The sequence below is a fragment of the Amycolatopsis nigrescens CSC17Ta-90 genome (genome assembly GCF_000384315.1).
GTDB classification, from domain to species: domain Bacteria; phylum Actinomycetota; class Actinomycetes; order Mycobacteriales; family Pseudonocardiaceae; genus Amycolatopsis; species Amycolatopsis nigrescens.
In genome coordinates, this window is the sequence record NZ_ARVW01000001.1 from 3,571,352 (window position 1) to 3,597,343 (window position 25,992).

Annotated in this window: 24 protein-coding genes; 13 read left to right on the forward strand and 11 right to left on the reverse strand. The window is 70.3% G+C overall.

Going from position 1 to position 25,992, the window contains the following annotated elements; all coding sequences use genetic code 11:
- Positions 1 to 11: 11 nt before the first annotated feature.
- The gene (locus AMYNI_RS0116665) at positions 12 to 665 is read right to left on the reverse strand and encodes a response regulator (protein WP_020669159.1); all 654 of its coding nucleotides are present in this window, start codon (positions 663 to 665) and stop codon (positions 12 to 14) included.
- Complete coding sequence (locus AMYNI_RS0116670; protein ID WP_040406978.1) at positions 662 to 2,419, reverse strand: sensor histidine kinase; 1,758 nt, start codon at positions 2,417 to 2,419, stop codon at positions 662 to 664. The genes AMYNI_RS0116665 and AMYNI_RS0116670 overlap by 4 nt, the downstream gene beginning before the upstream one ends.
- Before the next feature lie 221 nt (positions 2,420 to 2,640).
- Between AMYNI_RS0116670 and AMYNI_RS0116675 the strand changes: the two genes are divergently transcribed.
- On the forward strand, positions 2,641 to 3,306 hold the full coding sequence (locus tag AMYNI_RS0116675; RefSeq protein ID WP_020669161.1) for an ABC transporter ATP-binding protein: 666 nt from the start codon (positions 2,641 to 2,643) through the stop codon (positions 3,304 to 3,306).
- Positions 3,303 to 5,540 carry an FtsX-like permease family protein gene (locus AMYNI_RS0116680; protein ID WP_020669162.1) on the forward strand — a complete coding sequence of 746 codons (2,238 nt, stop codon included), beginning with the start codon at positions 3,303 to 3,305 and terminating at the stop codon, positions 5,538 to 5,540. The genes AMYNI_RS0116675 and AMYNI_RS0116680 overlap by 4 nt, the downstream gene beginning before the upstream one ends.
- Positions 5,541 to 5,625: 85 nt before the next feature.
- On the opposite strand, the gene trmB is transcribed toward AMYNI_RS0116680, so the two are convergent.
- The 4 genes from trmB to AMYNI_RS0116700 form a co-directional block, all read right to left on the reverse strand.
- A complete protein-coding gene (trmB, locus tag AMYNI_RS0116685) occupies positions 5,626 to 6,339 on the reverse strand; it encodes a tRNA (guanosine(46)-N7)-methyltransferase TrmB (protein WP_026360549.1) in 714 nt (237 codons plus the stop codon).
- Positions 6,340 to 6,396: 57 nt separating this feature from the next.
- Positions 6,397 to 6,891, reverse strand: coding sequence for a hypothetical protein (locus AMYNI_RS0116690; RefSeq protein ID WP_020669164.1), 495 nt, complete (start codon positions 6,889 to 6,891; stop codon positions 6,397 to 6,399).
- 445 nt (positions 6,892 to 7,336) lie between these two features.
- Positions 7,337 to 8,098, reverse strand: coding sequence for an ABC transporter permease (locus AMYNI_RS0116695; protein WP_020669165.1), 762 nt, complete (start codon positions 8,096 to 8,098; stop codon positions 7,337 to 7,339).
- Between the two features lie 39 nt (positions 8,099 to 8,137).
- Positions 8,138 to 9,082 (reverse strand): ABC transporter ATP-binding protein, encoded by a 945-nt coding sequence (locus AMYNI_RS0116700; protein ID WP_020669166.1) that lies wholly within the window; start codon positions 9,080 to 9,082, stop codon positions 8,138 to 8,140.
- A gap of 266 nt (positions 9,083 to 9,348) precedes the next feature.
- Between AMYNI_RS0116700 and AMYNI_RS0116705 the strand changes: the two genes are divergently transcribed.
- The 3 genes from AMYNI_RS0116705 (at position 9,349) to AMYNI_RS0116715 (ending at position 11,918) form a co-directional block, all read left to right on the forward strand.
- Positions 9,349 to 9,936: a TetR/AcrR family transcriptional regulator gene (locus AMYNI_RS0116705; RefSeq protein ID WP_020669167.1), complete on the forward strand. Its 588-nt coding sequence runs from the start codon at positions 9,349 to 9,351 to the stop codon at positions 9,934 to 9,936.
- Complete coding sequence (locus AMYNI_RS0116710; RefSeq protein ID WP_020669168.1) at positions 9,937 to 10,857, forward strand: SDR family oxidoreductase; 921 nt, start codon at positions 9,937 to 9,939, stop codon at positions 10,855 to 10,857. It begins immediately after the preceding gene.
- A gap of 167 nt (positions 10,858 to 11,024) precedes the next feature.
- Complete coding sequence (locus AMYNI_RS0116715) at positions 11,025 to 11,918, forward strand: endonuclease domain-containing protein (protein WP_245573936.1); 894 nt, start codon at positions 11,025 to 11,027, stop codon at positions 11,916 to 11,918.
- A 52-nt stretch (positions 11,919 to 11,970) separates the two neighbouring features.
- Here the strand turns inward: AMYNI_RS0116715 and AMYNI_RS0116720 are convergent, their stop codons facing one another.
- Together AMYNI_RS0116720 and AMYNI_RS0116725 are read right to left on the reverse strand one after the other, a co-directional pair.
- Positions 11,971 to 12,627 carry a response regulator gene (locus AMYNI_RS0116720; RefSeq protein WP_020669170.1) on the reverse strand — a complete coding sequence of 219 codons (657 nt, stop codon included), beginning with the start codon at positions 12,625 to 12,627 and terminating at the stop codon, positions 11,971 to 11,973.
- 60 nt (positions 12,628 to 12,687) lie between these two features.
- Positions 12,688 to 13,863: a sensor histidine kinase gene (locus tag AMYNI_RS0116725; protein ID WP_020669171.1), complete on the reverse strand. Its 1,176-nt coding sequence runs from the start codon at positions 13,861 to 13,863 to the stop codon at positions 12,688 to 12,690.
- Between the two features lie 213 nt (positions 13,864 to 14,076).
- Between AMYNI_RS0116725 and AMYNI_RS0116730 the strand changes: the two genes are divergently transcribed.
- The 6 genes from AMYNI_RS0116730 (at position 14,077) to AMYNI_RS0116755 (ending at position 22,148) form a co-directional block, all read left to right on the forward strand.
- On the forward strand, positions 14,077 to 15,603 hold the full coding sequence (locus AMYNI_RS0116730; RefSeq protein WP_020669172.1) for a dynamin family protein: 1,527 nt from the start codon (positions 14,077 to 14,079) through the stop codon (positions 15,601 to 15,603).
- Between the two features lie 14 nt (positions 15,604 to 15,617).
- Positions 15,618 to 16,154, forward strand: coding sequence for a nucleotide exchange factor GrpE (grpE, locus tag AMYNI_RS0116735; RefSeq protein WP_020669173.1), 537 nt, complete (start codon positions 15,618 to 15,620; stop codon positions 16,152 to 16,154).
- A gap of 98 nt (positions 16,155 to 16,252) precedes the next feature.
- Complete coding sequence (locus AMYNI_RS0116740; RefSeq protein ID WP_020669174.1) at positions 16,253 to 18,085, forward strand: dynamin family protein; 1,833 nt, start codon at positions 16,253 to 16,255, stop codon at positions 18,083 to 18,085.
- Between the two features lie 130 nt (positions 18,086 to 18,215).
- Positions 18,216 to 18,911, forward strand: coding sequence for a hypothetical protein (locus tag AMYNI_RS0116745; RefSeq protein WP_020669175.1), 696 nt, complete (start codon positions 18,216 to 18,218; stop codon positions 18,909 to 18,911).
- 424 nt (positions 18,912 to 19,335) lie between these two features.
- Entirely contained in the window at positions 19,336 to 21,159 is a 1,824-nt protein-coding gene (locus AMYNI_RS0116750; protein WP_026360553.1) for a phosphoenolpyruvate carboxykinase (GTP), read from the forward strand.
- 110 nt (positions 21,160 to 21,269) lie between these two features.
- Entirely contained in the window at positions 21,270 to 22,148 is an 879-nt protein-coding gene (locus tag AMYNI_RS0116755) for a TIGR03621 family F420-dependent LLM class oxidoreductase (protein ID WP_020669177.1), read from the forward strand.
- A gap of 6 nt (positions 22,149 to 22,154) precedes the next feature.
- On the opposite strand, the gene AMYNI_RS0116760 is transcribed toward AMYNI_RS0116755, so the two are convergent.
- A complete protein-coding gene (locus AMYNI_RS0116760; RefSeq protein WP_020669178.1) occupies positions 22,155 to 23,042 on the reverse strand; it encodes an SDR family NAD(P)-dependent oxidoreductase in 888 nt (295 codons plus the stop codon).
- An 83-nt stretch (positions 23,043 to 23,125) separates the two neighbouring features.
- Here AMYNI_RS0116760 and AMYNI_RS0116765 point away from each other — a divergent pair, with 83 nt between their 5' ends.
- Positions 23,126 to 23,725 carry a TetR/AcrR family transcriptional regulator gene (locus AMYNI_RS0116765; protein ID WP_020669179.1) on the forward strand — a complete coding sequence of 200 codons (600 nt, stop codon included), beginning with the start codon at positions 23,126 to 23,128 and terminating at the stop codon, positions 23,723 to 23,725.
- Here AMYNI_RS0116765 and AMYNI_RS0116770 read toward each other — a convergent pair.
- Entirely contained in the window at positions 23,722 to 23,982 is a 261-nt protein-coding gene (locus AMYNI_RS0116770; protein WP_020669180.1) for a helix-turn-helix domain-containing protein, read from the reverse strand. The two genes, AMYNI_RS0116765 and AMYNI_RS0116770, sit on opposite strands and share 4 nt — an antisense overlap.
- Positions 23,983 to 24,166: 184 nt before the next feature.
- Between AMYNI_RS0116770 and AMYNI_RS49060 the strand changes: the two genes are divergently transcribed.
- Positions 24,167 to 24,325: a hypothetical protein gene (locus AMYNI_RS49060; protein WP_020669181.1), complete on the forward strand. Its 159-nt coding sequence runs from the start codon at positions 24,167 to 24,169 to the stop codon at positions 24,323 to 24,325.
- A 5-nt stretch (positions 24,326 to 24,330) separates the two neighbouring features.
- On the opposite strand, the gene AMYNI_RS0116780 is transcribed toward AMYNI_RS49060, so the two are convergent.
- Positions 24,331 to 25,944 (reverse strand): alpha/beta hydrolase, encoded by a 1,614-nt coding sequence (locus tag AMYNI_RS0116780; protein ID WP_020669182.1) that lies wholly within the window; start codon positions 25,942 to 25,944, stop codon positions 24,331 to 24,333.
- Between the last annotated feature and the right edge of the window lie 48 nt (positions 25,945 to 25,992).

Genomic DNA, 25,992 nt, shown 5'->3' on the forward strand with positions numbered 1-25,992 from the left:
CTTACGACGCCCTAGTCGTCCATCAACCCGCTGCGCCAAGCCCAGGCCGCGATCTCCACCCGGTTCCTGGCGTCGATCTTGTTCTGCACCGACGCCAGGTGCGTCTTCACCGTGGACAGCGAAAGGTAGAGCTCCTCGCCGATCTCGGTGTTCGTCAGCCCCCGCGCCGCCGCCCGCACCACGTCCAGCTCCCGCGCGGTGAGCGGATCCTTCGGCGGCTTGACGTCCCGTTTCGCGCCGCCGCCGTCGAAATGCTTGAGCAGCCGCACGGTGATCTGCGGGGACACCAGCGCGTCACCCCTGGCCGCCGCCCGCACCGCTTCGATCAGCAGCGCCGGGCCGGCGTCCTTGAGCAGGAACCCGCTCGCCCCGTTGCGCAGCGCGGTGTGCACGTATTCGTCCAGGTCGAACGTGGTCACCACGACCACCTTCAGCGGATCGGTCACCTCCGGCCCGGCCAACTGCCTGGTCACCTCGAGCCCGTCCAGGCCGGGCATCCGGATGTCCAGCAGGCAGACGTCCGGCCGCAGCTCCCTCGCCTTTCCCATGGCCGCGACCCCGTCCGGCACGTCGGCCACCACCTCGATGTCCTCCTGCGCGTCGAGGATCATCCGGAAGCCGGTGCGCACCATGTCCTGGTCGTCGGCGATGAGTACCCGAATCACTGTTCCCCTTCTCCAGCAAGCGGCAGCCACGCCTCGACCCGCCAGCCGCCGTCCGGCCCCGGACCGGCGGTGAGCCTGCCGTGCAGCAGCTCGACCCGTTCGCGCATGCCGATCAGACCGTAGCCGCCCGAGCCTCCGGCGGGTCGCTCGTCCCGCTTTTGGCCGTCGTCGCTCACCCAGAGGTGCAGCTCGCCTTCGAGCACTTCGGCGAGTACGACCGCCTTCTTCGCCCCGGCCGCGTGCTTGCCGACGTTCGTCAGCGACTCCTGGACCAGGCGCAACGCCGAGCGCGCGACCTCCTGCGGCACGTCCGGCGGCAGCTCGAGCTCGACCTCGGTTGGCACGCCGTGATTCGAACCGTCCACCAGCCGGCGCAGGTCCGCGGCCAGATCGGTGGTGGCCTGCTCGGCGAAACCGCTGCTGCCCGCGGGCGCGTCCCCGCGCATGCTGCGCACCAGCCGGCGCATCGCGGCCAGCGCCTCGGTGCCCGCGTTCTCGATCCGGCCCATCGCCTCCAGCGCGATCCGCGGATCCTTCTCCCCCATCATCTTCGCCGCCTGCGCCTGCACCACGATCCCGGTGACGTGATGCGCGACCACGTCGTGCAGCTCCCTGGCCAGCGCCATCCGCTCGGAGGTCTGCGCATCGGTGACCGCCGACTGCACCACCTGCTTGCGCTCGGAGTCGCGGGAACGCAGATAGAGCCCGATGGCCACCGAGATGCCGAGCAGCAGCACGGCCGCGACGAACGACTGCTGCAACTCGGTGGTCGTCCCGCCCCGCGAAGCCCGGACGGTGTTCACGCCGGAGGCCCCCGCCACCACGACGGTCAGCACCCCGATGCAGGTCCACGCCCTGGACGGCTTGATCCAGCGGATCAGGTAGGTGACCACCACCATGCCGGCGGCAACCTGGGTGATCGGTACCCAGCCGGTGACCGAGTAGCTGCTGCCCTTCAGGTTCGTCACCACGGCGGCGGCGCCGGACAACGCGATCAGTCCCGCGGTGAGCAGCGCGGCCACCACGGTGCGGCGCACGGCGTACAGCGCGGTGGCCGCGGCGGCGATCGAGCAGAGCAGTACCGGGTAGGCGCGCGCCCCGGTGTTGGAGGCCGCGGTGAGCTCCAGGAACAGCAGCAGGGACAGCCCGCCCACCACCGGCCACTGGCCGCGGAGCAGCTCGGTCAGCGGGTTGTCCTGGCCCTTCGGCTGCGGATGGCGGCCGCGCACCCCGGCCGCGATCGCCGCGCCCAGGATGACAAGGCCGATCACCAGCGACTGAAGGAGCCGGTTGGCGTACTCGGTCCGGCTGAACGCCGCCAGCAGGCCGGCGATCACCAGCGACGCGATGGCGGTGAAGGCGACCCCGGCCCGCACCCGGCGGACGCAGAAGAAGACCAGTTCGAACCCGGCGACCACCTCGGTGATCGAGAGGTCGGTCAGCACGGTCGAATACGGCGACGCGTCGCCGAGCCGGATCAGCACAGTGGAGAGCACCAGCACCGCGGCCCCGGCGAAGGCGGCCACCGCCGGCCGGGTCCGCGCCCACAGCGCGCAGCCCGCCATCGCCAGAATGCCGGGCAGCAACAGCAGGTCGCGCCCGGCCGGACCGGTGTCGTCGAAGGCGGCGGGCAGCACGATCGCCAGGTCGCAGAGCAACGCCGCGGCCAGCACCACGCCGGGCAGGCCGAGCCACCGCCAGGTGCTGGCGGCCTGTTCTCGGATGGGGTTCGGCCCTGTGTTCCCTGTGCTCACATCGAGACGGTAGAGGATCAAGCCCGGTCCGCGCCTTGGCCTTCCGGCTGGACGGGGTCGGCCGATCGGCCGATGCCCGCGTCCGGCACACCGGCCTTCTGCCCGAAGTGGACGGACCCGCCCCTCGGTGAAGCTGCTTCACGAGCAGATGACAACCAACGAGGGAGAACGTGGTGCACGCACAGCGACCACCGGGTCCAATCAGGACGGACGGCACGCCGGTGCTCACCGGCCGAGGACTGGTCAAGCGGTACGGGACGGCGAACGCGCTGGCCGGGGTCGACATCGACATCCAGGCGGGCGAGGCGGTCGCGATCGTCGGGCCCTCCGGCTCCGGCAAGACCTCTCTGCTGCACGTGCTGGCCGGCATCCTGCGGGCCGACGCCGGGCAGATCTTCCTGTCCGGCCAGCGGGTGGACCAGCTCAGCGAGCGCAAGCGCAGCGAGCTGCGCCGCAGCGAGTTCGGGTTCGTGTTCCAGTCCGGCATGCTCGTCGCCGAGCTGACCGCCGAGGAGAACGTGGCGCTGCCGCTGCTGCTCGGCGGCACGGGGCGGCGCGAAGCGGTCACCCGGGCCGGTGAATGGCTCGGCAGGCTCGGCCTCGGCGGCAAGGAGGGCAGGCGCCCCGGTGAGCTCTCCGGCGGCGAGGCGCAGCGGGTGGCCATCGCGCGGGCGCTGACCCACCGGCCGAAGGTGATCTTCGCCGACGAGCCGACCGGCGCGCTGGACACCCGCACCGGGCACGAGACGATGAACGCGCTGCTCGGTGCCGCGCACGAGACCGGAGCCGCGGTGATCGTGGTGACCCACGACCGCGAGCTGGCCGACTCGATGCCCCGCACGGTGGGCATCCGGGACGGCCTGATCGCCGTCGGTGTGCCGTCGTGAACGCGCTGAAGCTCGCCGTCCGGGTACTCCGGGTGGACCGCCGGACCCGCACCTCGGCGATCCTCACCACGGTCGGCGTGGCGGTGGCGACCGGGCTGGTGCTGCTGCTGGTCAGCCTGCCGTTCGCGACCCAGGTGCGGGCGCAGCGCGCGCTGTGGCAGGAGCCCTCCTACGCCGGCGGGCAGGAGCAGGCGAGTCTGCTGCTGGCGGCCAGCACGGACTACAGCGGCGGCCAGAAGATCGTCCGGGTGGACGTCGCCGCGGTCGGCGATTCGTCCACAGTGGAGCTTCCGCCCGGGGTGCCGAAGCTGCCGGCGCCCGGTGAGGCGCTGGTGTCCCCGGAGCTGGGCGAGCTGATGCACCGGCTGCCGGCCGCGCAGCTGGGCGACCGCTTCGGCGGCGACCTGGCGGGGGCGCTCGGCCAGGACGCGCTGAAGTTCCCGGAACAGCTGGTCGCGCTGGTCGGGCACACCCCGGAGGACATGCCGGCGAACGCGTCCCCGATGCGGGGGTTCACCACGGGCACCGCGTCTCCGGACTCCGAGCTGCAACTGCTCGCCGGGGTCGGCGTGGTGGTGCTGCTGGTGCCGAGCCTGGTGCTGGTGGCCTCCTCGGCCAGGCTGACCGCGGCCCGCCGGGAACGCCGGCTCGCCGCGCTGCGCCTGGCCGGTGCCACCCCGGGGCAGGTCACCGGCATGGTGGCCGCGGAGACCGCGATCAGCTCGGTGGCCGGCACCCTGCTCGGATTCGCGCTGAGCCCGGTGCTGCACGGGCTGGCCACGCTGGTGCCGTGGGACGGCGGCACCTGGCAGTCCACCGACTTCGCCCTGCCGCCGGTGCTGACCGCGGTGATCGTGGCCGCGATGCCGGTGCTGGTGGTGCTGGCCGGGGTGCTCGGCCTGCGCCGGGTGCTCAGCAACCCGCTGATCGCGTCCGGCGGGCACACCCGCAAACCGCTGCACTGGTGGCGGTTGCTGGCCCTGCCGGTGGCCGGCCTGTTCTTCCTGTACGCGGTGACGTCGTCCGGCGACTCTGGCGGGCTGATGATGGTGCTGCTCGGCCTGGTGCTGGTGGTCGGCGCGGCAGCGGTGGTCGGGCCGTGGCTGACTTCGGCGGTCGGCGGCAGCTTCGTCCGCGGCTGGCGCCGCCCGTCCGGGCTGCTGGCCGGTCGGCGGCTGCGCGACGATCCGAGGGGCGCCTACCGCGCGTCCGCCGGGGTGGTGCTCGCGGTGTTCACCGGCTCGATGGCGCTCACCCTGCTGCCCAGCCTGGAGGCGCTGGCCGGTGGCGGGCGGTCGTACCAGGACTCGGTGCTCTACGCGGACACCGACCCGGAGCACGCCGCGACCATGGTCGGCCAGGCGAACGACGGGCTGGCCAAGTACGGGCAGAGCGTCCGGGCGGTCGAGATCCCGAAGGTGATGCTGACCGCGCCGAGCGGCTCCAGCCAGCAGGCGCTGGTGCTGGACTGCGCCAAGGCGGCCGAGCTGACCAGGTTCGTGCTGGCCGGCTCGTGCACCGGGGCACCGGGCGTCTACGGCACCTACGCGGTGGACCTGAACGAGGTGAAGGTGTCCGGCACGGGGGCTCCCGGCGATCCGGCGATGCCGTTCGCGGCGGGTACGCCGATGACGGTGGTGCGGGCGGATGCCGACCTGGCCGGCTCCGGGTCGCTGCTGATCGACCCGGCTGCGCTGCCGCCGGGGGTACAACCGGAGCGGAGCACGGTGGCCGTGCAGACCACCGACGCGAACCGCGAGGTGGTGCGCACCGCGCTGGTCGGGGCCGCGGCCGGTGAGCAGGTGGAGAGCCGGGAGCTGACCTTGGACAGCCAGCAGACCCAGCTCGCGGACCTGCGCCGGGTAACGGTGATCGGGCTGGTCGCGGCCGCGATACTGGCCGGCTGCAGTGCGGCGGTGGCCACCGCCGGCTCGGTGATGGACCGGCGGCGCACCTTCGGCGCGCTGATCGCGGCCGGTACTCCGGTGAAGGTGCTGGCCAGGGCGTTGCGCACGGAGGCGGCGATGCCCGCGATGGTGGCCACCGTCGGTGCCGGGGTGGCCGGGACGCTGGTCGGGCTCGGCTTGTTCAGCCTGGTCAACGAGGGCTCGGTGGTGCTCAGCCCGTGGATCCTGGCGCCGGTGGTGCTCGGCATCGGGGTCGCCGTGCTGGCCGCTTCGGTGTGCACCCCGGCGCTCAACCGGGTGCGGGCCGAGCCCCTCGCCGACGAGTGACCCGCGGGGCCGCCCTGCTGTCGGGGGAGGGCGGCCCTTCACCTAGGTCGTGAGTGGAAAGTGTTGCCCAAGCAACACTTTCCACTCACGACGTCTGAGCTGGGGAAACGCGCTCGAAGACGAGGTCGTGGGAGACGCGGCCCTCGGCGTTGGCGCGGTTTTCGAACTTGGTGACCGGCCGCCAGTCCGGCCGCGGCGCCCAGCCGTCGTGCCGGTTGCGCAGCAGTGGCTCGGCCGAGCACACCGCGAGCATCTGCTCCGCGTAGTGCTCCCAGTCGGTGGCCAAGTGCAGGGTCGCCCCCGGCGCCAGCCGGGACGCCACCAGCGCGACGAACGCGGGCTGCACCAGCCGCCGCTTGTGGTGCTTCTTCTTCGGCCAGGGGTCCGGGAAGAAGATCCGCACCCCGGACAGCGAGTCCGGCTCGATGTGCCTGGTCAGCAGCACCACGGCGTCCCCGTGCAGCAGCCGCAGGTTCGCCACGCCGAGGTTGTCCGCGCGGAGCATCAGCTGGCCGAGCCCGGCCTCGTACACCTCGACCGCGACGTAGTTGAGCTCCGGCGCGGCCGCGGCCAGCTGGGACGTGGTCTCGCCCATGCCGGAGCCGATCTCCAGCAGCACCGGCGCCGGGCGGCCGAACCATTCGGTGAAGTCCACCGGACCGGGGGGAAGTTCGGCCACTTTCCGGCCGAGCTCCGGCCACCGGTCCCGCCAGGCCCGCTCCTGGCCGACGGTCATCCGACCGCCGCGCTGCACGTAACTGACCACGCTGCGCAGGCGTGGTTGCCGCTCACTCTCCACCCGGCAAGTCCAGCACGACCGCCGCCGCACCGGCTCGGCCGGGGTGAACCGGCTAGCTCAGCGGACTGCTTCGAACTCGCCCAGCCTGGCCCGCAGCCCGGCCAGCCCGGCCACCGCGATCGGTGCCGGGGTCGGCCCGCTGTGCGCGGGCAGTACATCGATCCACCCCGGGTGTCGGTCGGTGTTCAGCACCGTGGTGGGAATGGAATGGCCGGCCTGGCCGCGTTCGGACGGCATGAACTCCCAGTAACCGGACTCGCCGTCGGCCGCCCACGGCACGAACTCCCAGCCGGGACGCGGCCCGAGCAGCAGGGCGATGCGGTCTTCGATGCGGAACCCGTCGATCCGCGAGCCGAGGTCGCCGTTCGCGACCGCGCGCAGCCACCACGGGGATGGCACCGGTTCGTGCCCGGCGCTGACCGAGCGGAACAACGCGAGCACGTGGTCCTCTGGCGCCCGGTGCACCCAGGCGCGGCGGATCTCGGACGGCCTGCCGGCGGACGCCGCGATCCTGGGCAGCTCGATAGCCTGTGACCATTCGAGGCCGACCATGGCCTCGAGCCGCGGTTGTGGCACCGCGCCGTTAGCAGGGGATGGGATGGGACTGTCGACTCCTCGGCCGGTATCCACCGTCAAGGGTCACCTCCGTAGTGTCGGTGACGGGACCTGCCGTCCATACCACCGGGCCGGCGGCGGTTAGTCCGCACCCTGTGTGAGACGCCACAGTCTCTTAACGTGGTCTTAATCCGCCGTCTTGCGCTAGGGGCATGGATCGCACTCGTTATGTCGTCTTGATCTTGCGGTTTGTTACCGCCAGGCGAAAACGTGGACGAGCTGCGGGGATCGACCGTCCGAAGTGGATCAGCGGGCCGGCGCACGAGAAAGGCCCGGGTCGCCCCCCGAATGGCGACCCGGGCCTACCTTTCCCCGTACCGGCTGTTGCCGCGCCCCGAATTCCGCGACGGTCGCCGGTTATATCCCCTGTGGTGGTTCTTGTTTACGCATCCCGCTTCTTGGCGGTGCTGATCGCGATGATCAGCATGAGCGCCGCGAAGCCGGCGAAGAAGGCGAGTGAGCCCCACTGGCTCAGCGTCGCGGTGGACAGCGGCGGCCCGGCCATCTCGATCCCCCTGGAGGCGCCGTCGCCGGTGAGGAACTTGTTGGCCACGTTGAACGGCATCCACTTGTAGATGTCGTCACCCACATTGGGGATCATCGGCACCAGCGACTCCACCACCAGGCTGTAGATCAGCAGCAGCGCGATGGCGCCGGCGCTGTGCCGGATCAGGATGCCGACGGCCACCGCGACCACCGCGGACAGCGCGTACACCGCGCCGACCCCGGCGACGTTGATCCAGTCCGCCGAGCTGTTCAGCGCGAAGTCGCCGGCGGGCTTGATCAGCGCGGCCACGCCGAGCGAGCCGAACGCGGACAGCTCGCCGATGACCAGCGCCAGCACCGCGACCACGGTGGTCTTGGCGAGCAGCATCCTGCCGCGCGCCGGCACCGCCTGGAAGGTGGTGCGGATGGTGCCGAAGCGGTACTCGGTGGTGACCGCCAGCGCGGCCAGCACCATCACCACCGGCAGCCCGAACTGGTAGCCGAACTGGCTGGTGGCGACGGAGAGGTCGCCACCGCCCTCGCTGGTGCCGGCGATCAGCGCGCCGAAGCCGACCATCACGGCCAAGGCGATCAGGGCGCACCACCACGGCGACCGGGTGGTGAACAGTTTGATGCGTTCCGTTGCGAGCAAGGTCATGGTCTTCTCGAATCCCCTGGGTTTCGGTGCTGGTGGGCGTCAGTTGCCGGCCGGCTCGAGCACGTGCCGCGCCTCGGTCTCCAACCCGGTGTGGTACTCCACCGAGTCGCCGGTGATCTGCATGAACGCCTGCTCCAGCGAGCCGGTCTGCGGGCTCAGCTCGTGCAGCACGATGCCATCGCGGGCGGCCAGTTCGCCGATCTTGTCACTGTCCATTCCGGACACGAGGATGCCGCCGTCCTCGCCGGCCGCGATGGTGGCGCTGGCCCCCTCCAACGCGCCGCGGAGCTGGTCGAGCTGGGGGCTGCGCACCTTCACCGTGTTCTCCGCCGCCCGCGCCACGAAATCCTTCGTCGACGACTGCGAAATCAACTGCCCCCGCCCGATCACCACCAACTGCGTCGCCGTCAACGCCATCTCCGAGAGCAAATGCGACGACACGAACACCGTCCGCCCCTCATCCGCCAACCGGTGCATGAACTTCCGGATCCACAAAATCCCCTCCGGATCCAAACCGTTCACCGGCTCATCGAACAGCAGCACCTCCGGATCCCCCAACAACGCCGCCGCGATCCCCAACCGCTGCGACATCCCCAGAGAAAAACCACCCGCCCGCTTCGAGGCCACATTCGACAGCCCCACCGTCTCCAACACCTCATCCACCCGACGAGCAGGCAACTTGTTCGACTTCGCCATCCACGCCAGATGCGACCGCGCCGACCGGTTCGGATGCACCCACTTCGCATCCAACAACGCCCCCACCGTCCGCAACGGCTGCTTCAACTCGTGATACCGCTTCCCCCCGATCCGCACCTGCCCCGCCGACGGATTGTCCAACCCCAAGATCATCCGCATCGTCGTCGACTTCCCAGCACCATTCGGCCCCAGAAACCCCGTCACCCGACCCGCCTCGACGTTGAACGACAAATTGTTCACCGCCACCGTCTTGCCATACCTCTTGGTGAGGCCAGACGCCTCGATCATGAGTTCTCCTCCTGGTTGCGGTTCGCCCCCGCGCTGGCATTGGCCGGATCGTTTCCCCGTATTTCCGACGATCACGATCCTGTCCGATCCGGTGGTCGCGGCGCGTCATCCTGCGGACCGAACTTGCCCCCGACCTGAGTAGTAGCTAAGCGCGCTTTGTCGCTCAGAGCGATCGGTGATGACCCTGACTCCGACCCTGAACGGACCCCGGGATCGGCAGGGGGTACCGCTTGCGCTCATTAATGAACCGTGGTTCAATAACTCTCGTGGTCAGACCTCGCACGATCACCGACGAACGGCTGCTGAGCGCGGCGGCACTGGTGATCGGCCAGGTCGGGCCCGGTTTCACGCTCGCTCAGGTTGCCGCGGAGGCGGGCACCGCGGTGGGCACGGTGGCGCAGCGCTTCGGTTCCAAGAACGGATTGCTGCAGGCGGTGAGCCGGGAGAACACCCGGGCCGTGGTGGCGGAAATGGCGGCGGCGGTCGTCGGCGCGACTAGTCCGTTGGAGGGACTGCGGGCGGCACTGCGATGCGTGTACGCCGGCCTCGGTGACGCCGAGACCGCGGCCAACCATCTCGGCCAGCTCGGCGTCGACATCGGCGACCCCGTCCTGCGGGCGTTGCTCGGCGAGCATTTCGCCGCGGTGGAGAAGGAACTGCGACGGCTGGTCCGGGACGTCGCGCCGGAACTTCCGGGTGCGCCACCGCCGGCCCGCGCGGCAAGGGTGTTGGTGTCGGTGCTCAACGGAATCGCGCTCGACTGGTCGGTGCGGCCGGTGGGGCGGCTGGCCGATCGGGTGAATCAGGACGTTGATGCGGTACTAGCCGGCTGGCGCCGGGGAGGAGAAGGCTGAATGAACGAGCTGGCTGGCGCGGTGGCCGTGGTCACCGGTGCGACCAGGGGTTGTGGCCGGGCGATCGCGGTCGAGTTGGGCAGGCAGGGGGCGACCGTGTTCGTCACCGGGCGCACCACCAGGGACGCCGGTTCGCCGATGAAGCGCGCGGAGACCATCGAAGACACCGCCGAACTGGTCGACGCGGCCGGCGGGCGCGGGATCCCGGTGCGCTGCGACTTCACCTCGGTGTCCGATGTGGACGCGCTGCGGGCCAGGATCGAGTCCGAAGTGGACGGGCGGCTGGACATCCTGGTCGACGACGTCTGGGGCGGCGACCCGTTCGTCGACTTCGAGTCGACGTATTGGGACTCCGACCTGGACAACGCGCTGCTGGTGGTGCGCAACGCGGTGGACACCCACCTGATCGCGCTGCACCGGCTGCTGCCGCTGGTGGTGCGCCGCGAGGGCGGCCTGGTGATCGAGGTGACCGACGGCGACAACGACGACTACGTCGGTGCCGGCGTCCCCTACTACCTGGCGAAATGCAGCGTGCGGGCGATCGGCAGGGCGCTCGGTGCCGAGCTGGCCAAGGTCGGCTGCACCGGGATGACCGTGACGCCGGGGTTCCTGCGGTCGGAGTCGATGCTGGAGCTGTTCGGCGTCACCGAGGAGAACTGGCGGGACGCGGTGTCCACCAGCGCGCCGGCCGACTTCGCGATCTCCGAGACGCCGACCCTGCTCGGCCGCGGGGTGGCGGCGCTGGCCACCGACCCGAAGGTCTCCCGCTTCGCCGGGCAGACGCTGGCCTCGTGGACGCTGATGCACGAGTACGGCCTCACCGACGTCGACGGTTCACGGCCGGACTTCGGCCGCTGGATGGCCGAGGTCCGCACCCCCGGCCTCGACCCCGTCACCACCGACCCCACCCCCTTCCGCTAACCGGCAAATAGCCGACTTCTTGCCCTTTCGGTGTGGGGCAAAAAGTCGGCTATTTGCCCTTGAGGGCGTTGGGCGATTTGTGGACAACTGGCCGGGAGGGGTGAGTTGTCCACAGGCACGCTCGCGATCGGTCCCGTCGGAGCGCCCCGGCCTGCACGATTCGCAGGGTGAGAACACCAAGATGCATGCCGGACATCACCGGACCATTCCTCGGCAGCCATGCCCTGTCCGAGGGCTGGCTGACCGCGAAGCAGCTCCGCTCACCCGCACTGGGACGACTGTTTCGCGGCGTGTACGTACCGGCCAAGATGCCGGTCACCCACGAGCTGCGTTGTCAGGCAGCCGCCTTGATCGCGCCAGGTCCGGCGGTGCTCACCGGCTGCTCGGCGGTCACGGTGCGCGGCCTGCCGCTTGCCGACGCCAGAGACCCGGTCGAATTTCTGGTTCCCGACCTGGCGAAGTTCGTCGCGCAGCCCGGCCTCGACATCAAACGCACCGATCTGGCCAAGGCCGAGTTCGAGGATTGGGAACCGGTACGGCTGGCCACCCCGTTGCGTGCGACTCTGGACATCCTGACCAGCACCAGGCTGCGGAAGTCGCTGATGCGCACGGTGGCGTTGCTGGATTCGCTGCTCCGCGCCGAGTTCGTCGAACGCGCGGCGCTGCGGACCTTTCTCGAGCACAGGCATGACCACGGCGTGGTCCGCGCTCGCCGGGCGCTGGAGCTCGCCGACCCGCGTGCCGAGTCGATCCCCGAATCGGAGTTGCGTGTCCTGCTGAAACTGAACGGGTTCGACTTCGTGCCGCAACTCGATGTGGTCGTGCACGGCCAGTTCCTGGCCAGGCTCGACCTGGCTGTCGAGGAGTGCCGGCTCGCGGTCGAGTACGACGGTCAATGGCATCAGGAAGCCGCGCAGACGGAACGGGACATCGAGCGCCGGAGGCGTTTGGCGGCGGCGGGCTGGGAGGTCATCGTCGTGACCAAGGAGTGGCTGTACGGCGCTCCGCTCGACCTGGTCGACACCGTCCGCCTGGCACTGGCCCGCCGTACCGGCAAATAGCCGACTTTTTGCCCTTTCGATCGAGGGCGAAAAGCCGGCTATTTGCCTTGGGTCAGCCGGTGCCGGGGCGGGTGAGGCCGGTTTCGTAGGCGAGCACCACAGCCTGCACCCGGTCTCGCAGCTCCAGCTTCGACAGGATGCGCCCCACGTGCGTTTTCACCGTGGCTTCGGACAGGAACAGCGCCTCCGCGATCTCGATGTTCGACAGGCCCTTCGCGATCAGCACCAGCACCTCGCGCTCCCGGTCGGTGAGCACGTTCAGCACCGCCGCGTCGCGCAGCGGCTGCCCGCCGGTGCCGACGAACCGGTCCAGCAGCCGCCGGGTCACCGACGGCGAAACCACCGCCTCGCCACTGGCCACCGCGCGCAACGCGGACACCAGGTGCGACGGCGGGGTGTCCTTGAGCAGGAAGCCGCTGGCCCCGCCGCGCAGCGCCGCGTAGACGTACTCGTCCAGGTCGAAGGTGGTCATCACGAGCACCCTCGCGGTACCCGCGGCGACGATCCGTTTCGTCGCCTCCACCCCGTCCAGCACCGGCATCCGGACATCCATCAGCACCACGTCCGGTCGCAGCTTCTCGGCCAGCCGGATCGCTTCGGCGCCGTCCCCGGCCTCCCCGGTGACCTCGATGTCCTCCTGCGCGCCGAGCACCATGCGCAGCCCGCCCCGCATCAGCTCCTGGTCGTCCACGACCACTACGGAAATCATGCCGCCTCCGCGGGAGTGAGTACGTCGGCGGAAATCATGCCGCCTCCGTGAGGTAAGGAATCATCGCGCCAACCTAACCGGCAGGGTCGCGTGCACCCGCCAGCCGCCGCCGGGCTGCGGGCCCACCTCCAGCTCGCCGCCGAAGACGTGCGCCCGTTCCCGCATGCCGATCAGCCCGTTGCCGCCGGGCAGCGGACCCGCCACCGCCGGCGGCACCAGCTGCCGCGCCCGCCCGGCGCCGTCGTCGCACACCTCGACCTCCACCACGTCGTCGTCCTGGCGCACCCGCACCTCGGCCCTTGCCCCCGGCCCGGCGTGCTTGAGCGTGTTGGTCAGCGCCTCCTGCACGATCCGGTACACCCCGAGCGAAACCCCGGCCGGCAGCCCGGTCAGCTCGCCGGTCAGCTCCAACCGCACCGGCACCCCCGCGGTGCGCACCCGCTCGGCCAGCTCGCCGAGCGCCTCGGTGTCCGGCTGCGGCACCCGCGGCTCGCCGTCGGAATCCTCGTTGCGCAGCACGTCCAGCAGCCGCCGCAGGTCACCGAGCGCTTCCCGACCGGTCTCCGAGATGGTCTGCACGGCGCGTTCGGCCAGCGCCGGGTTGGACTTGATCGCGTAGGACGCGCCGTCGGCCTGCACCACCATCACGCTCACCGCGTGCGCGACCACGTCGTGCAGCTCGCGGGCGATCCGACTGCGCTCCTCGCCGACCGCGATCCTGGTCGCCTGGTCGCGCTCGGTCTCCAGCAGGTGCAGCCTGGCCTCCACCTCGACGTGGTAGGCGCGCCGGGCGCCGACGAACTCGCCGAGCACCCAGGCCAGCGCCAGCGACAGCGCGGTCATCAGCGCGATGACCACGACGTCATCTTCCATCGGGGGCAGCGTGAACTGGCCGGCGGTCACCAGTACCAGCGCGACGAGGTAGATCGCCGCCTGTCGCCGCCTGGCGTAGACGACCACGGTGTACAGCGCGATCGCACCGGTCATCAGGCTGGCCGCGCCGAGTTGCAGCACGCTGTGCGGTACGCCGATGACCAGCACCGCGTAGGCCATCTGCAGCGGGTACTTGCGCCGGACCACCAGCGGCAGCACGATCGCCAGGTCCAGCGGCACGGTGATGTACCAGGGCGGCATCCGCTGGCCGGGCACGTCCGCGTCGGCCACGAAGAGCAGCAGGTCGAAGAGCCCGAACAGCAGGGCGATCAGGCTGTCCCCGACGATCGGGTGTGCCCGCATCCACAGGCTTAGCCGTCGCACCGGTTCAGCCTAGGTCGCGCACCGCCGCCGCGCGTCGCCCCGCGGTAGCACCCGTGATCCGACCGCGGGATGACGCCGCGTTCCCGCCGATCCGGGACATGGCACGATTCGGGCAGCAGGTTCGGTTATCGGGAGGGGCTCGGGCTCGTGACGGCAGCGAATGAGCAGGGCCGTTTCGCGGGCCCGCTGTCGATGTCGGTCGCGAACCTGTGCCGCCGGCTCCAGCCGCAGGTCTCCGCGCGCACCGCGGCCGGGTTCGGTGAGGTGCTGCGCCGGCTCGGTGCGCCGCTGCAGGTCGCCGTCGCCGGGCGGATCAAGTCCGGTAAGTCCACCCTGGTCAACGCGCTGATCGGGCGCCGGGTGGCGCCGACCGACGTTGGCGAGTGCACCCGCCTGGTCACCCGGTTCCAGTACGGCACCGTGGACCGGGTCGAGGTGGTCTTCGCCGACGGCCGCAAGCAGGTGCTGCCGTTCGCCGCGGACGGCATGATCCCGGCCGAGCTTGGCGTGGACATCGCCGAGGTCTCCCATCTCGAGGCGTACCTGACCAATGCGGTGCTGCAGGACATGACCGTGATCGACACCCCCGGCCTCGGCTCGCTGGACGCCGCATCGGTGTCCAGGACCGAGCAGCTGCTGGGCGCGGCCGGCAGCGGTGACTCCGGAGACGACCCCGACGAGGACGGCACCGAGCTGGACGACACCTCGCGCAGCGCGGTGGCCGGCGCGGAGGCCGTGCTCTACGTGGTCACCCAGGGCATCCGGGCGGACGACCAGCAGGCACTGGCCGCGTTCACCGCGGCCACCGCCAGCCGCGAGGCCGGTCCGGTGAACGCGATCGCGGTGCTGAACAAGGCGGACACCATCGCGCCGGAGTCGGTGGCCGGTGCCGAGGAGACCGGCAACCCGGTGTGGACGGCGGCCACCGTGCTCGCCGAAAAGCAGGCCGCCACCCTGAAACCGCGGGTGGCCGACGTGCTGCCGGTGATCAGCCTGGTCGCCGAGTCCGCCGAGTCCGGCGGGTTCACCTCGGCCGACGCCGAGGCGCTGCGCGGACTGGCCGCGCTCGAGCCGGACGTGCTGGAGACCATGCTGCTCTCCGCGGACATCTTCACCACCTGGGAATGCGATGTCCCTTCCGGAACCAGGCTGCGGCTGCTGGAGAAACTCGACCTCTACGGCGTGCGCTGCGCGGTGGACGCGATCAGGGCGGAGCCGTCGATCACCGCCGGCGCGCTGCGCCGCACCCTGCTCGACTCCTCCGGCCTCGCCGCCGTGCGGGCCAGGTTGAACGTGGTGTTCGCGGCACGCGCGGACGGGATCAAAGCCGCCGCGGCGCTCGCTTCGGTGACCGCGCTGGCGCACGCTTCGGGCGATCCCGCCGAGCGGCAGCGGGTGCACGACGCGATCGAGGTGCTGCTGGCCAAGCCGGAGGCGCACCAGCTCCGGCTGCTGGAAGCGCTCACCCTGGTCGCCTCCGGGGCGGTGGACATGCCCGAAGACCTCACCGAGGAGGTGCTGCGGGTGGGCAGCAACGCCGACCTCGGCGCGCAGCTCGGCCTGCCGGGCGGCTCGCGCGAGGAGCTGGCCGCGTTCTCGCTGGAGCGGGCCGGCTGGTGGCGTTCCTTCGCGTCCTTCGGCGCGACCCCGGCGCAGAGCCGGGTGGCGCATGTGGTGCACCGCGCCTACTTCCTGATCTGGCAGCAACTCCGCGCGTGAAGGGGTGATAGACGGTGTCTTCGTGGTTCCGCAGGGAGAGCCGGGCGGGTCAGCGGAAGCTGGAGGACCTGCCGACCGGCAAGATCCCGGCCAAGGTCATCGCGGACGCCGAGGCCGAGATGGACAAGCAGCAGGACAAGCCTGCCGAGCAGCCGGAAGAGCAGGGAACCGCCGAGCGGGCCGATGCGTCGGACTCCGATGTGGACCCCGTACCAGCAGTCGTCACGCATGCCACCGGTGCCGGCCCCGGCGCGCTCGAGCAGGCGCTGGCCGACCGGCTGGCGCTGATCCACCTCTGCCTCTACGCGATGGACCGGGCGCGCAGCGGCGGCGTGGTGGAACGATTGCAGCAGGGGCTCGCCGGGATCGGGGTGACCGCGCTGCGGCCGGACGGCCAGCGGTTCGACCCGGCGCTGCACGAGGCTGGCGGTGCGGTGGTGACCGACGACGAGTCGCTGGTCGGCACCGTGGCGGAGACCGAGGTGGTCGGCTTCAGCGACCAGGACCGGCTCCTCCGCGCGCCCATCGTCACCGTCTACACCCAGCGCTGACCTCGTGAGTGGAAAACGTTGTCCGGACAACACTTTCCACTCACGACGTCTGATCTGGGGAAACCTGCGGGCGAGCGGTAGCCGTTAGGCTCAGCGCCGTGACCGCACCCGCCACCCTGAACCTGCCCGCACAGGTGAAGCAGGCCCGTGAGGCGCTGTTCACCCTGCTGCGCGAAACCGACCCGAAGGCGGCGAGCTGGGTCGAGGAGATCCGCCGCGCCAGGCCGCGGAAACCGTCCGTGGTGGTGGTCGGCGAGACCAACCGCGGCAAGAGCTCGCTGGTCAACGCGCTGCTCGCGACCCCGGGCCTGTCGCCGGTGGACGCGGACGTTTCCACCGCCACCTACCTGGTGTTCGAGCATGCCGAGCAGTGGGCCGCGCAGGCCTGCTACCCGGGGCAGCTGGCCCCGGTCCCGGTCCGGCTGGACGAGCTGATCCGCTGGGTGTCCGCCGCGCACGAGCTGCCCGAAGGCCAGCTCCCGCCCCGTTACGTCGAGGTCGCCGGGCCGGTGCCGCTGCTGGAGCGGGTGACCGTGGTGGACACGCCCGGCGTCGGCGGGCTGGACGCGATGCACGGCGAGCTGGCCATGGAGGCGGCCGCCAGCGCCACCGCGCTGCTGTTCGTGGTGGACGCCTCGGCCCCGTTCACCGCCGGTGAGCTGCAGTTCCTGCGCACCATGGGCGAGCGGGTGGAGACCGTGCTGTTCGCGCTGTCCAAGGTCGACCAGTTCCGCGGCTGGCGCGAGGTGCTGGAGGCGGACCGGCGGCTGCTGGCCGAGCACGCGCCGCGGTTCACCGGCGCGGTGTTCCACCCGGTGTCCGCGCGGATGTTCGAGATGGCGGCCAAGGCGCCGAACGAGCAGGCCGCCGCCATGCTGCGGGAACGATCCGGGGTCGCCGAGCTGCAGGCCGCGTTGCAGGAGGAGCTGGTCGGCAAGTCCGCGATGCTCGGTGAGGCGAACACGCTGCGGGCCCTGTCCAGCGCGCTCGGCGAGCAGCACGCCAGGCTGCAGGCGGAACGCCGCGCGTTGTCCTCCGGTGAGGCGGAGGCCGAGTCGCTGCGCGAGCGCCGGGACGCCCTCGCCGTCGAGCGCAGGTCCTCCACCCGTGGCTGGCAGGTGAAGCTGCGCGGCGAGATCCAGCGGACCAGGGTGGAGATCGGGCACGAGGGCGCCAGGCAGATGCGGGACGCGCAGGCATGGTTCCGCTCCCAGATCGACGCCGCCAAACGGGAACAGCTGCAGGACCTGCCCCGGCAAGTGGACCTGGCGCTGCAGACCATTTCGCAGCGGGCTTCCGGCGCGTTGTCCGAGCGGCTCAACCGGGTGACCGACGTGGCGCTGTCCGAGCTGTTCTCGGCGGAGGAGCTGGACGTGATCCGCGCCCAGTTCGCCAGGGCGGGCGGGCCGGCGGTGGTGCTGCGCCCGCCGGAGAAGCGCCCGCCCACCGCCGAGGACAAGCTGCTGGTGTTCATGGGCGTCTCGGGCGGGGTCGGGGCCGGCAAGCTGGTGGCAGCGCCGCTGGTCGGCGTGCTGGTCAGCCCGATCATCCTGCCCGCCACCATCGTGATCGGCCTCGGTGCCGGCTGGTGGATGGCGCGGACCCGGCGGCACGCCGCGGACAAGCAGCACCTGAAGCAGTGGCTGGTGGAGTCGATCGCGGATGCCAGGTCCACCCTGGACCAGCTGGTCGCCGAGCAGCTGATCGAGGCGGAGCAGCAGCTTTCGCTGGCGCTCGACGAAGCGCTCGGCAGGCGGATCGAAGCGATCGAAGCCGAACTGAAAGATGTCGACAAGACGATAAAAATGGGCGATCAGGAGCGGGCCAGGCAGCTGGCCGCGGTGACCCGGCGGCTCAAGGACGTCACCGAGGGTCGCGATCGGGCGGAGGCCTTCCTCGCCAAGATGCGGACGCTGCGCGACCAGCGCTGAGCGTCGAAGATTGCCTGGACGTGCCCGGTTGTGCGGCGGAACCGAACCGGCATACGGTGAGTCAGAGGTTTCGACTGGTTTCGACAAGATGGACCCCGGCCACGGCCGGTGACGAGATGGGGAGTCTCCTGTGTGGGTCGACGAAAGCGGTAGTGCCGACACAACCGACACCACCGGCGCCTCGGACCAGATGGCGATCAGCGTGGAGGGTCAGGAGTACTCCGCCGAGGTCAACTTCGACCTCGACCAGGACGGCACCGACGAGACCGCCCGGATCGAGCACGAGGACGGCACGGTGGTCGGCTACTCCGACACCGACCACGACGGCCGCGCGGACCAGTACCTGCACGTGGACGCGCAGGGCAACGTGCTGGAGAGCGCCCGGTTCGACGAGGCCAGCGGCCAGTGGGTGGCCACCGATCCGGAAGGGCCTGGCGCGCCGGGCGACAGCACGGACACCAGCGGCGACGGCGGCATGACCGCCGACATGCAGGAGGGCGACGTCAACGTCGGCCCGGCCACCGTCGACTCGGACCACGACGGCCGCAACGACACCGCCGTGGTGCAGGACGACCAGGGCAACACCCGGATGTTCACCGACGTGGACGGCGACGGCAAGGCCGACGTGCAGACCATCGTCGACCCGAGCGGCAACTCCACCACCTACAGCCACACCGGCGACGGCGAGTGGACCGAGATGCCGCCGTCGAGCGGGGTCGCGCCGGCGCCGAGCAGCGACCAGGTGTGGGGCTGGTCCAGCCAGGACACCGTGGAGGGCGTCGCCAAGATCGACTCCGCCACCGGGCAGTGGATCAGCCAGAACTAGCGGCTCATCGGCGACCCAAAGCCCGGCACTTCGGTGCCGGGCTTTTTGCGCTGCCGGACGGCGCTGAACCGCAGGTGAACGCCCCTTTTCCGGCAATCCGCCCTAGTTGTTCAGGCTAAGCATTCGGCGCTGGCTGCACCGATGGGGTGACCAAGGTCAAAACCGCTGCTCCGAACGGGGAGGAAAGTCTTTCGTTCTGGCGCGATTCAGGCGGATCTGAATCGATTCCCTGATCGTTCCTGTGAGAGAACCGACAGGACAGCCCTCGGTTACCTGCTGGCCACCCCGCTACGCTCGGGGAATCCCAAAAACCTGCACACCGGTTCCCGCCGGTGTGCGAAGCCATTCGGTCGCCGGCGATGGAGCCCGCTTCGGACGTAGTCGTTCGGTGTGGGCTTCTTCTCGTCGGAGTTCAGGAGAAGAGATGACTGCAGTAGCCATCCCCGGGCTGGACAAGGCACCCACGTCGCACAGTGGTGTGTTGTCCTGGGTCCGGGAGGTCGCTGAGCTGACCACCCCGGACCGAGTGGTGTGGGTGGACGGCTCCGACGAAGAAGCCGCGCGCATCAACGCCGAACTCGTCGAAGCAGGCACGTTCGTGCCGCTGAAGTCGAAGCCGAACTCCTACTGGGCCGCCTCGGACCCCGATGACGTGGCGAGGGTCGAGGAGCGCACCTTCATCTGCTCGGAGAACGAGCAGGACGCCGGGCCGACCAACCACTGGCGGGACCCGGTCGAGATGAAGGCGACCATGACCGAGCTCTACCGGGGCTGCATGCGCGGTCGCACGATGTACGTCATCCCGTTCTGCATGGGCCCGCTCGGCGACGAGAACCCGAAGCTGGGCATCGAGATCACCGACTTCGCCTACGTGGTCGCCTCGATGAACGTGATGACCCGCGCCGGCAAGAAGGCGCTGGACAAGTTCGTCACCGAGGACGGCACCGAGCGCGAGTTCGTGCCCGCGCTGCACTCGGTCGGCGCGCCGCTGGACGAGGGCCAGCAGGACGTGCCGTGGCCGTGCAACACCACCAAGTACATCACCCACTTCCCGGAGAGCCGCACCATCTGGAGCTACGGCTCCGGCTACGGCGGCAACTCGCTGCTCGGCAAGAAGTGCTACTCGCTGCGCATCGGTTCGGTGATCGCGCGGGACGAGGGCTGGCTCGCCGAGCACATGCTGATCCTGAAGCTGATCTCGCCGGAGAACGAGGTGCACTACGTCGCGGCGGCCTTCCCGTCCGCCTGCGGCAAGACGAACCTCGCCATGCTGCAGCCGACCATTCCCGGCTGGCGCGCGGAGACCCTCGGCGACGACATCGCGTGGATGCGCTTCGGCGACGACGGCAGGCTGTACGCGGTGAACCCGGAGTTCGGGTTCTTCGGCGTGGCGCCGGGCACCGACTGGCACACCAACCCGAACGCGATGCGCACCATCGAAAAGGGCAACACCGTGTTCACCAACGTCGCGCTGACCGACGACGGGGACATCTGGTGGGAGGGCATGGAGAACACGCCTTCGCACGCGACTTCGTGGAAGAAGCAGGACTGGACCCCCGACTCCGAGGAGAAGGCGGCGCACCCGAACTCGCGCTACTGCACGCCGATGTCGCAGTGCCCGATCCTGGCGCCGGAGTGGGACGACCCCAAGGGTGTGCCGATCTCGGCGATCCTGTTCGGCGGCCGCCGCAAGACCACCGTGCCGCTGGTGAACGAGGCCCGCGACTGGCAGCACGGCGTGTTCATGGGCGCCACCATGTCCTCGGAGAAGACCGCGGCCGCGGCCGGCACGGTCGGCGAGGTGCGCCGCGACCCGATGGCCATGCTGCCGTTCCTCGGCTACCACGCCGGTGACTACTTCAAGCACTGGCTGGACCTCGGCAAGAACGCCGACGCGGCGAAGCTGCCGAAGATCTTCTACGTGAACTGGTTCCGCCGTGGCGACGACAAGCGCTTCCTGTGGCCGGGATTCGGTGAGAACTCGCGGGTGCTGAAGTGGATCATCGACCGGGTCGAGGGCCGCGGCAACGCGGTGGAGACCCCGGTCGGGTTCGTGCCCACCGCGGCGGACCTGGACACCGAGGGCCTCACCGAGCCGATCGAGGACATCCAGGCCGCGCTCGCCGTGGACCCAGCGGAATGGCGCGAGGAGCTCCCGCTGATCGAGGAGTGGTTCGAGAAGATCGGTGACCGCGTCCCGGCCGGTCTCCGCGACGAACTCGACCAGCTCGCCCAACGCCTCGCCTGACCCAGCCCTATATGCAGTGAAGGCCACCTTGCCTGCGTTCAACGCAGGCAAGGTGGCCTTCGCTGCGTTAATGGAGTGCGGGGGTGGAGGGGAAAGGGCAGGGTGGGGTTATGAGCAAGAGCAGGCCGTTTCGCTTCGCGGTCAACATGCACGTGCCGGCTTCGCGCAAGGAGTGGGTGGAGAAGTGCCGCAAGGCCGAGGAGCTCGGCTACCAGGTGATCGGGGTCGCCGACCATCTCGGCATGCCGCCGCCCTTCCCGTCGCTGGTGCTCGCGGCCGAGGCGACCGAGCGGGCTCGGCTGAACACCTACGTGCTCAACGCGCCCTTCTACAACCCGACCCTGCTGGCCCGTGAGGCCACCGGCACCGACCAGTTCACCGACGGCAGGCTCGAACTCGGCCTCGGCGCCGGTTACGTGCAGGCCGAGTTCGAGGCCGCCGGCATCCCCTTCGAACGCCCGGGGCTGCGGATCGACCACCTGGAGCGGACCATCACCGAGCTCCAGCGGCTTTACGCCGATCCGGAGCACAAGCCGCGCCCGGTGCAGCAGCCCGGCCCGCCGCTGATGATCGCCGGTGGCGGGGACCGGCTGCTCACCCTGGCCGCGCGGTACGCCGACATCATCGGTTTCGCGGGCGGACGGCCGGTCGCCAAGGGTGCCGCACCGTCCTTTGAGGACGACGACGGCATGCTCGAGCGGGTCGAGTTCGTCCGCGACCGCTTGCACGGCCGGGACGCGGAGCTGAACCTGCTGCTCCCGTTCCTGGACCTCACCGGCGACCGAGCCGGCTCGCTGGAGAAGCTGCGGCAGTTCGCGCCCGGAATGACCGAGGAGTTGCTCGACCGGACCCCCAGCGTGCTGATCGGCGACGAGCGGCACGCCGCGGATCGGCTGCACGAGCTGCGGGAGCGGTTCGGGTTCAGCTACTTCACCGTGCTGGAGGACAACCTGGAGCCGTTCTCGCGGATCGTCGGGCTGCTGCGTTAACCGGCGCTAGATGGCACGACCTCGCTGGAACGCTTTGCTCAGCGCCAAATCGATCGGCCCGGAGAGCATCGTGGTGGCCGCCGAGGTGGCCTTGGTCCAAAGCGGTTCCATCGACTTCGGCCGCCGCACGATCGCGTCGCAGAGCACCCCGGCCGCGGTGGCAGGGGAGATGCCGGGGATCTGCCGGACGCTCGGTGACGGCGCGCTCATCCTGGTGTGCACGAGTCCCATGTAGACACTCGTGGCGGTCACCCCGTCGCCCTTGGCCTCCAGCGCCATGGTGCGCAACCACCAGTCGAAGGCGACCTTGGAGGACAGGTAGGCGCCCCACAGCGGGACGGCCGGCATGCCGGGGGCGACCCCGTGCGTGGCCACCGAGACCACGTGGCCGGACCGCCGTTCCCGCATCGACGGCAGCAGGCCGAGGGTGAGCCGGACCGGCCCGAGGTAGTTGATCGCCATGGTGCGCTCGTAGTCGTGCGCCCGGTCGTAGGAGTCCTCGACGGAGCGCCGGATGGACCGGCCCGCGTTGTTCACCAGCACGTCCACGTGGCCGTGCTTGTCCAGCACCTGCTCGACCAGCGCCTGCACCGCCGGGCCGTCGGTGAGGTCGGCCGGGTAGCCGTGCGCCTCGCCGCCGGCCGCGGTGATCGAGCCGGCCACCTCACGTAGCCGGTCGTCGCTGCGCGCCACCAGCAGCACGGTCGCGCCGGCGGCGCCGAGCCGCCGGGCGGTGGCCTCGCCGATCCCGAAGGACGCGCCGGTGAGCAGCACCGTCTTGCCGCGTACCGCCGCCGCCAGCTCCTGGTCGGTGCAGTGCCCGCGCATGGTGAACAGCGACCGGGCGGTGCGCCATGCCGCGGTTCGGGCCAGGGAGAGCGGAGACAGGGCCACGGTCACTCCTTGGATAATATCAATATTTGAGTAGCAACGTAATCCGGATAACGACGAATTGTCAACGAGCTACCATCAGCGGCATGGCCCGACTGAGCCGCGCCGAGAGCCAGGCGCGCACCCGCGAGCTGCTGGTGGACACCGCGCGCGAGCTGTTCCTCCGCGACGGCTACAGCGCCACGTCGCTGGCCAAGGTGGCCGAGGTGGCCGGCTTCTCCACCGGTGCGGTGTACTCGAACTTCGAGAACAAGAGCGCGCTGGCGCTGGTCGTGCTGGACCGGATCCAGGAGGAGAAGCTCGGCGAGGCCGGGGTGATCTTCGCGGACCGGGCCGGCCTGGACGAGAAGCTGGACGCGATCCGGGAGTGGGCCGACCGCACGCTGGACAGCGGCTGGGCCAGGCTGGAGCTGGAGTTCGCGCTGGAGGCCAGGGCGGATCCGCAGCTGGTGCGGGCGCTGGTGGACCGCGAGGCGCAGGTGGTCGCGCTGGTCGCCAGGACCCTGGAGCAGCCGCTGGCCGACCTCGGCCTGGACGGGGTGGTGCCGCCAAAGGTGCTGGCCGGCGGGTTGATCAGCCTCGCGGTCGGACTGGCCATGCAGCGCCTCGTCGACCCCAAGGTGTCCACCAGCGGGCTGATCGACCTGCTGCGCAGTGTGCTCGGCTTCGCCGCGAAAGCGCGCTAACCCGCCTGCGCGAAGCGGAGGTCCACGGTGCCGCGCAGGGTGTCCAAGGAAAGGCCGACCGCGTCGGCGACCGCGACCACGGTGAAGAACGCCGGGGTGGGGATGCGGCCGGTTTCGATCTTGCGCAGGGTCTCCACCGAGATCCCGGCCTCGGCGGCCACGTCGACCATGCTGCGGGCGCCGCGGGCGGTGCGGAGCACGGCTCCCAGCCGCTCCCCGCGTTCGCGTTCGGCTTCGGTCAGCGGCACTCGCACCATGCCACCAATACTAATCCCACCGGTTGCCCACAACCTGTGGACAACCTTGTGCACAGGTTGTGGAGTAACGGACCGCAACCAGAACGCAACCTTCGTCCTGCATCAAACCCGGACCTCGTGCGTCTTATTCAGTGACGGCGGCCACAGCGAGTGGCCGCGACACAAGCACAGGGGAGGTCCGAACATGTTGATCGCAGCAGCCGCGATGCTGGTCCTCGCGCTTGGTGCCGCGTTGTTCCTGGTGCTCACCGGCGCCTTCGTGCCCGAGTCGCAGATCCCGGAGCAGCGGAAAACGGAAAGCCCCGCCGAGCCGAAGCTCGACGGGGCCGCGAAACAGCGTTAGCCGGATTACGCGCCGGGTGGTACCGGCAACGGCAGACCGGGCAGGCTCTGGTCGGCCGGCACCTTGCCGTCCACGAGGTAGTCCTCCACCACCTTGTCCACACCCGTGTTGCCACCGGCGTAGATGCCGTGGTCACCCTCGTCGGTGACGGTCAGCATCCGCGAGTTCGCGAACGCCTGGTGTGCGCGCGTCGCGCCTTCGATCGGGGTGGCCGGGTCGTGCGTCGCCTGCACGATCAGCACCGGCGGCACGCCATGGCCGTTGAGCACCGGCAGCGGTGCGGGCTGGTTCTTCCAGAAGATGCACGGCTGGATCAGCCAGCCCGCCCCGAGCAGCGGCAGCTGCTGGTCGATCAGCTTCTGCGACTGCCGGATCACCGTGTTGCGGTTCCCGGTCCACGGTCCCTCGTTGCACGGGATGGTCCAGAAGCTCGCGTCGTAGGCGTCGTCGTAGTCGGTCGGCACCATCAGCGGCTGCGGGCCGTTGACCTCGGAGTCGGCCTGCCGGTCCACCTTGACCTGCTGCGCCGCCGCGGCCTTCTGCGCCTCCGGTGCGTCGCCCTGGGTCAGCGTGCGGACGTTCACCAGCCGGGTGGCCGTGGCCGCGAAGCGGCTCTTGGCGTAGAGCTGGCCGGCGATGTAGGAGTCCAGCTCGTTCGCGGACAGCGGCGCGCCGTCGATCACCACCGGGTTCTTGGTGAGCGCGTAGCGGACCTGCTCGTAGGTCTGCCTTGCCGCCTCACCGGAGGTGCCGAAGTGGTACACCGAGTCGTACTTCGCCATCCACGGCAGGAAGTCCTGCCGGAAGCGGCGCTCGAAGCCGAGCGGCTGCCAGTCGAAGGACTTCTGCCAGGTGGTGGTGAATTCGGTGGCCGAGTCCAGCACGAACCGGCCGGTGCGGTCCGGGTAGGCCTGCGCGTAGTGCGCGCCCATCCAGGTGCCCGCCGAGTAGCCCACCCAGTTGATCTTGTCCCGCTTGAGCAGAGCCCGCAGCAGGTCGATGTCCTTGACCGTCTGGTCGGTGTTGATCAGCGGGCCGAGCTCACCGGACTTCACCTGGCAGGAGTTCGCCGCGTACCGGGTGGCGTCCAGGATCAGGTTCAGGTTCTTCCGGTCGCGGTCCCGCGGGTCCAGCGTGCTGCCGGTGCCGATCGCGCCACCGCAGGTGATGTTCGTGCTCTTCCCGGTGCCGCGCGGGTCGAAGCCGACGATCTCCTGGTTCACCCGCAGCTTGGCCTGGTTGCGCAGCCGCGCCGGGAAGCTGCGGCCGGGCGCGCCGGGGCCGCCCGGGTTGGTGATCACGCTGGCGGTGGCCTTGTCGCCGGTTGCCTTGAGCCTGCTCACCGCGATGGTCAGGTCGATCCGGTCGTCCGGCCGGTACCAGTCGCGCGGGGTGGTGAAGGTCGCGCACTCGATGCCTTCGGCACCGGGCGGTGGTGCGCTGGGCAGTTCGTCCGGTCCGCAGGTGTGCCAGTTCAACGCCTGGCTCGCGTAGCGGTCCGGGATGTTCGTGGAGTTCAGCGGCGGTGCCCCCGCCTCGGCGGCGAACGCCGGTGTGAACCCCGCCAGCAGGGTGCCCGCCATCGCCGGGATCACCACCGCATAGCGCAGTTTTCGCATTTTTGCCCCTTTTTCCTTTTGACTTGCCCCGCGGCCGTTACTTGATAT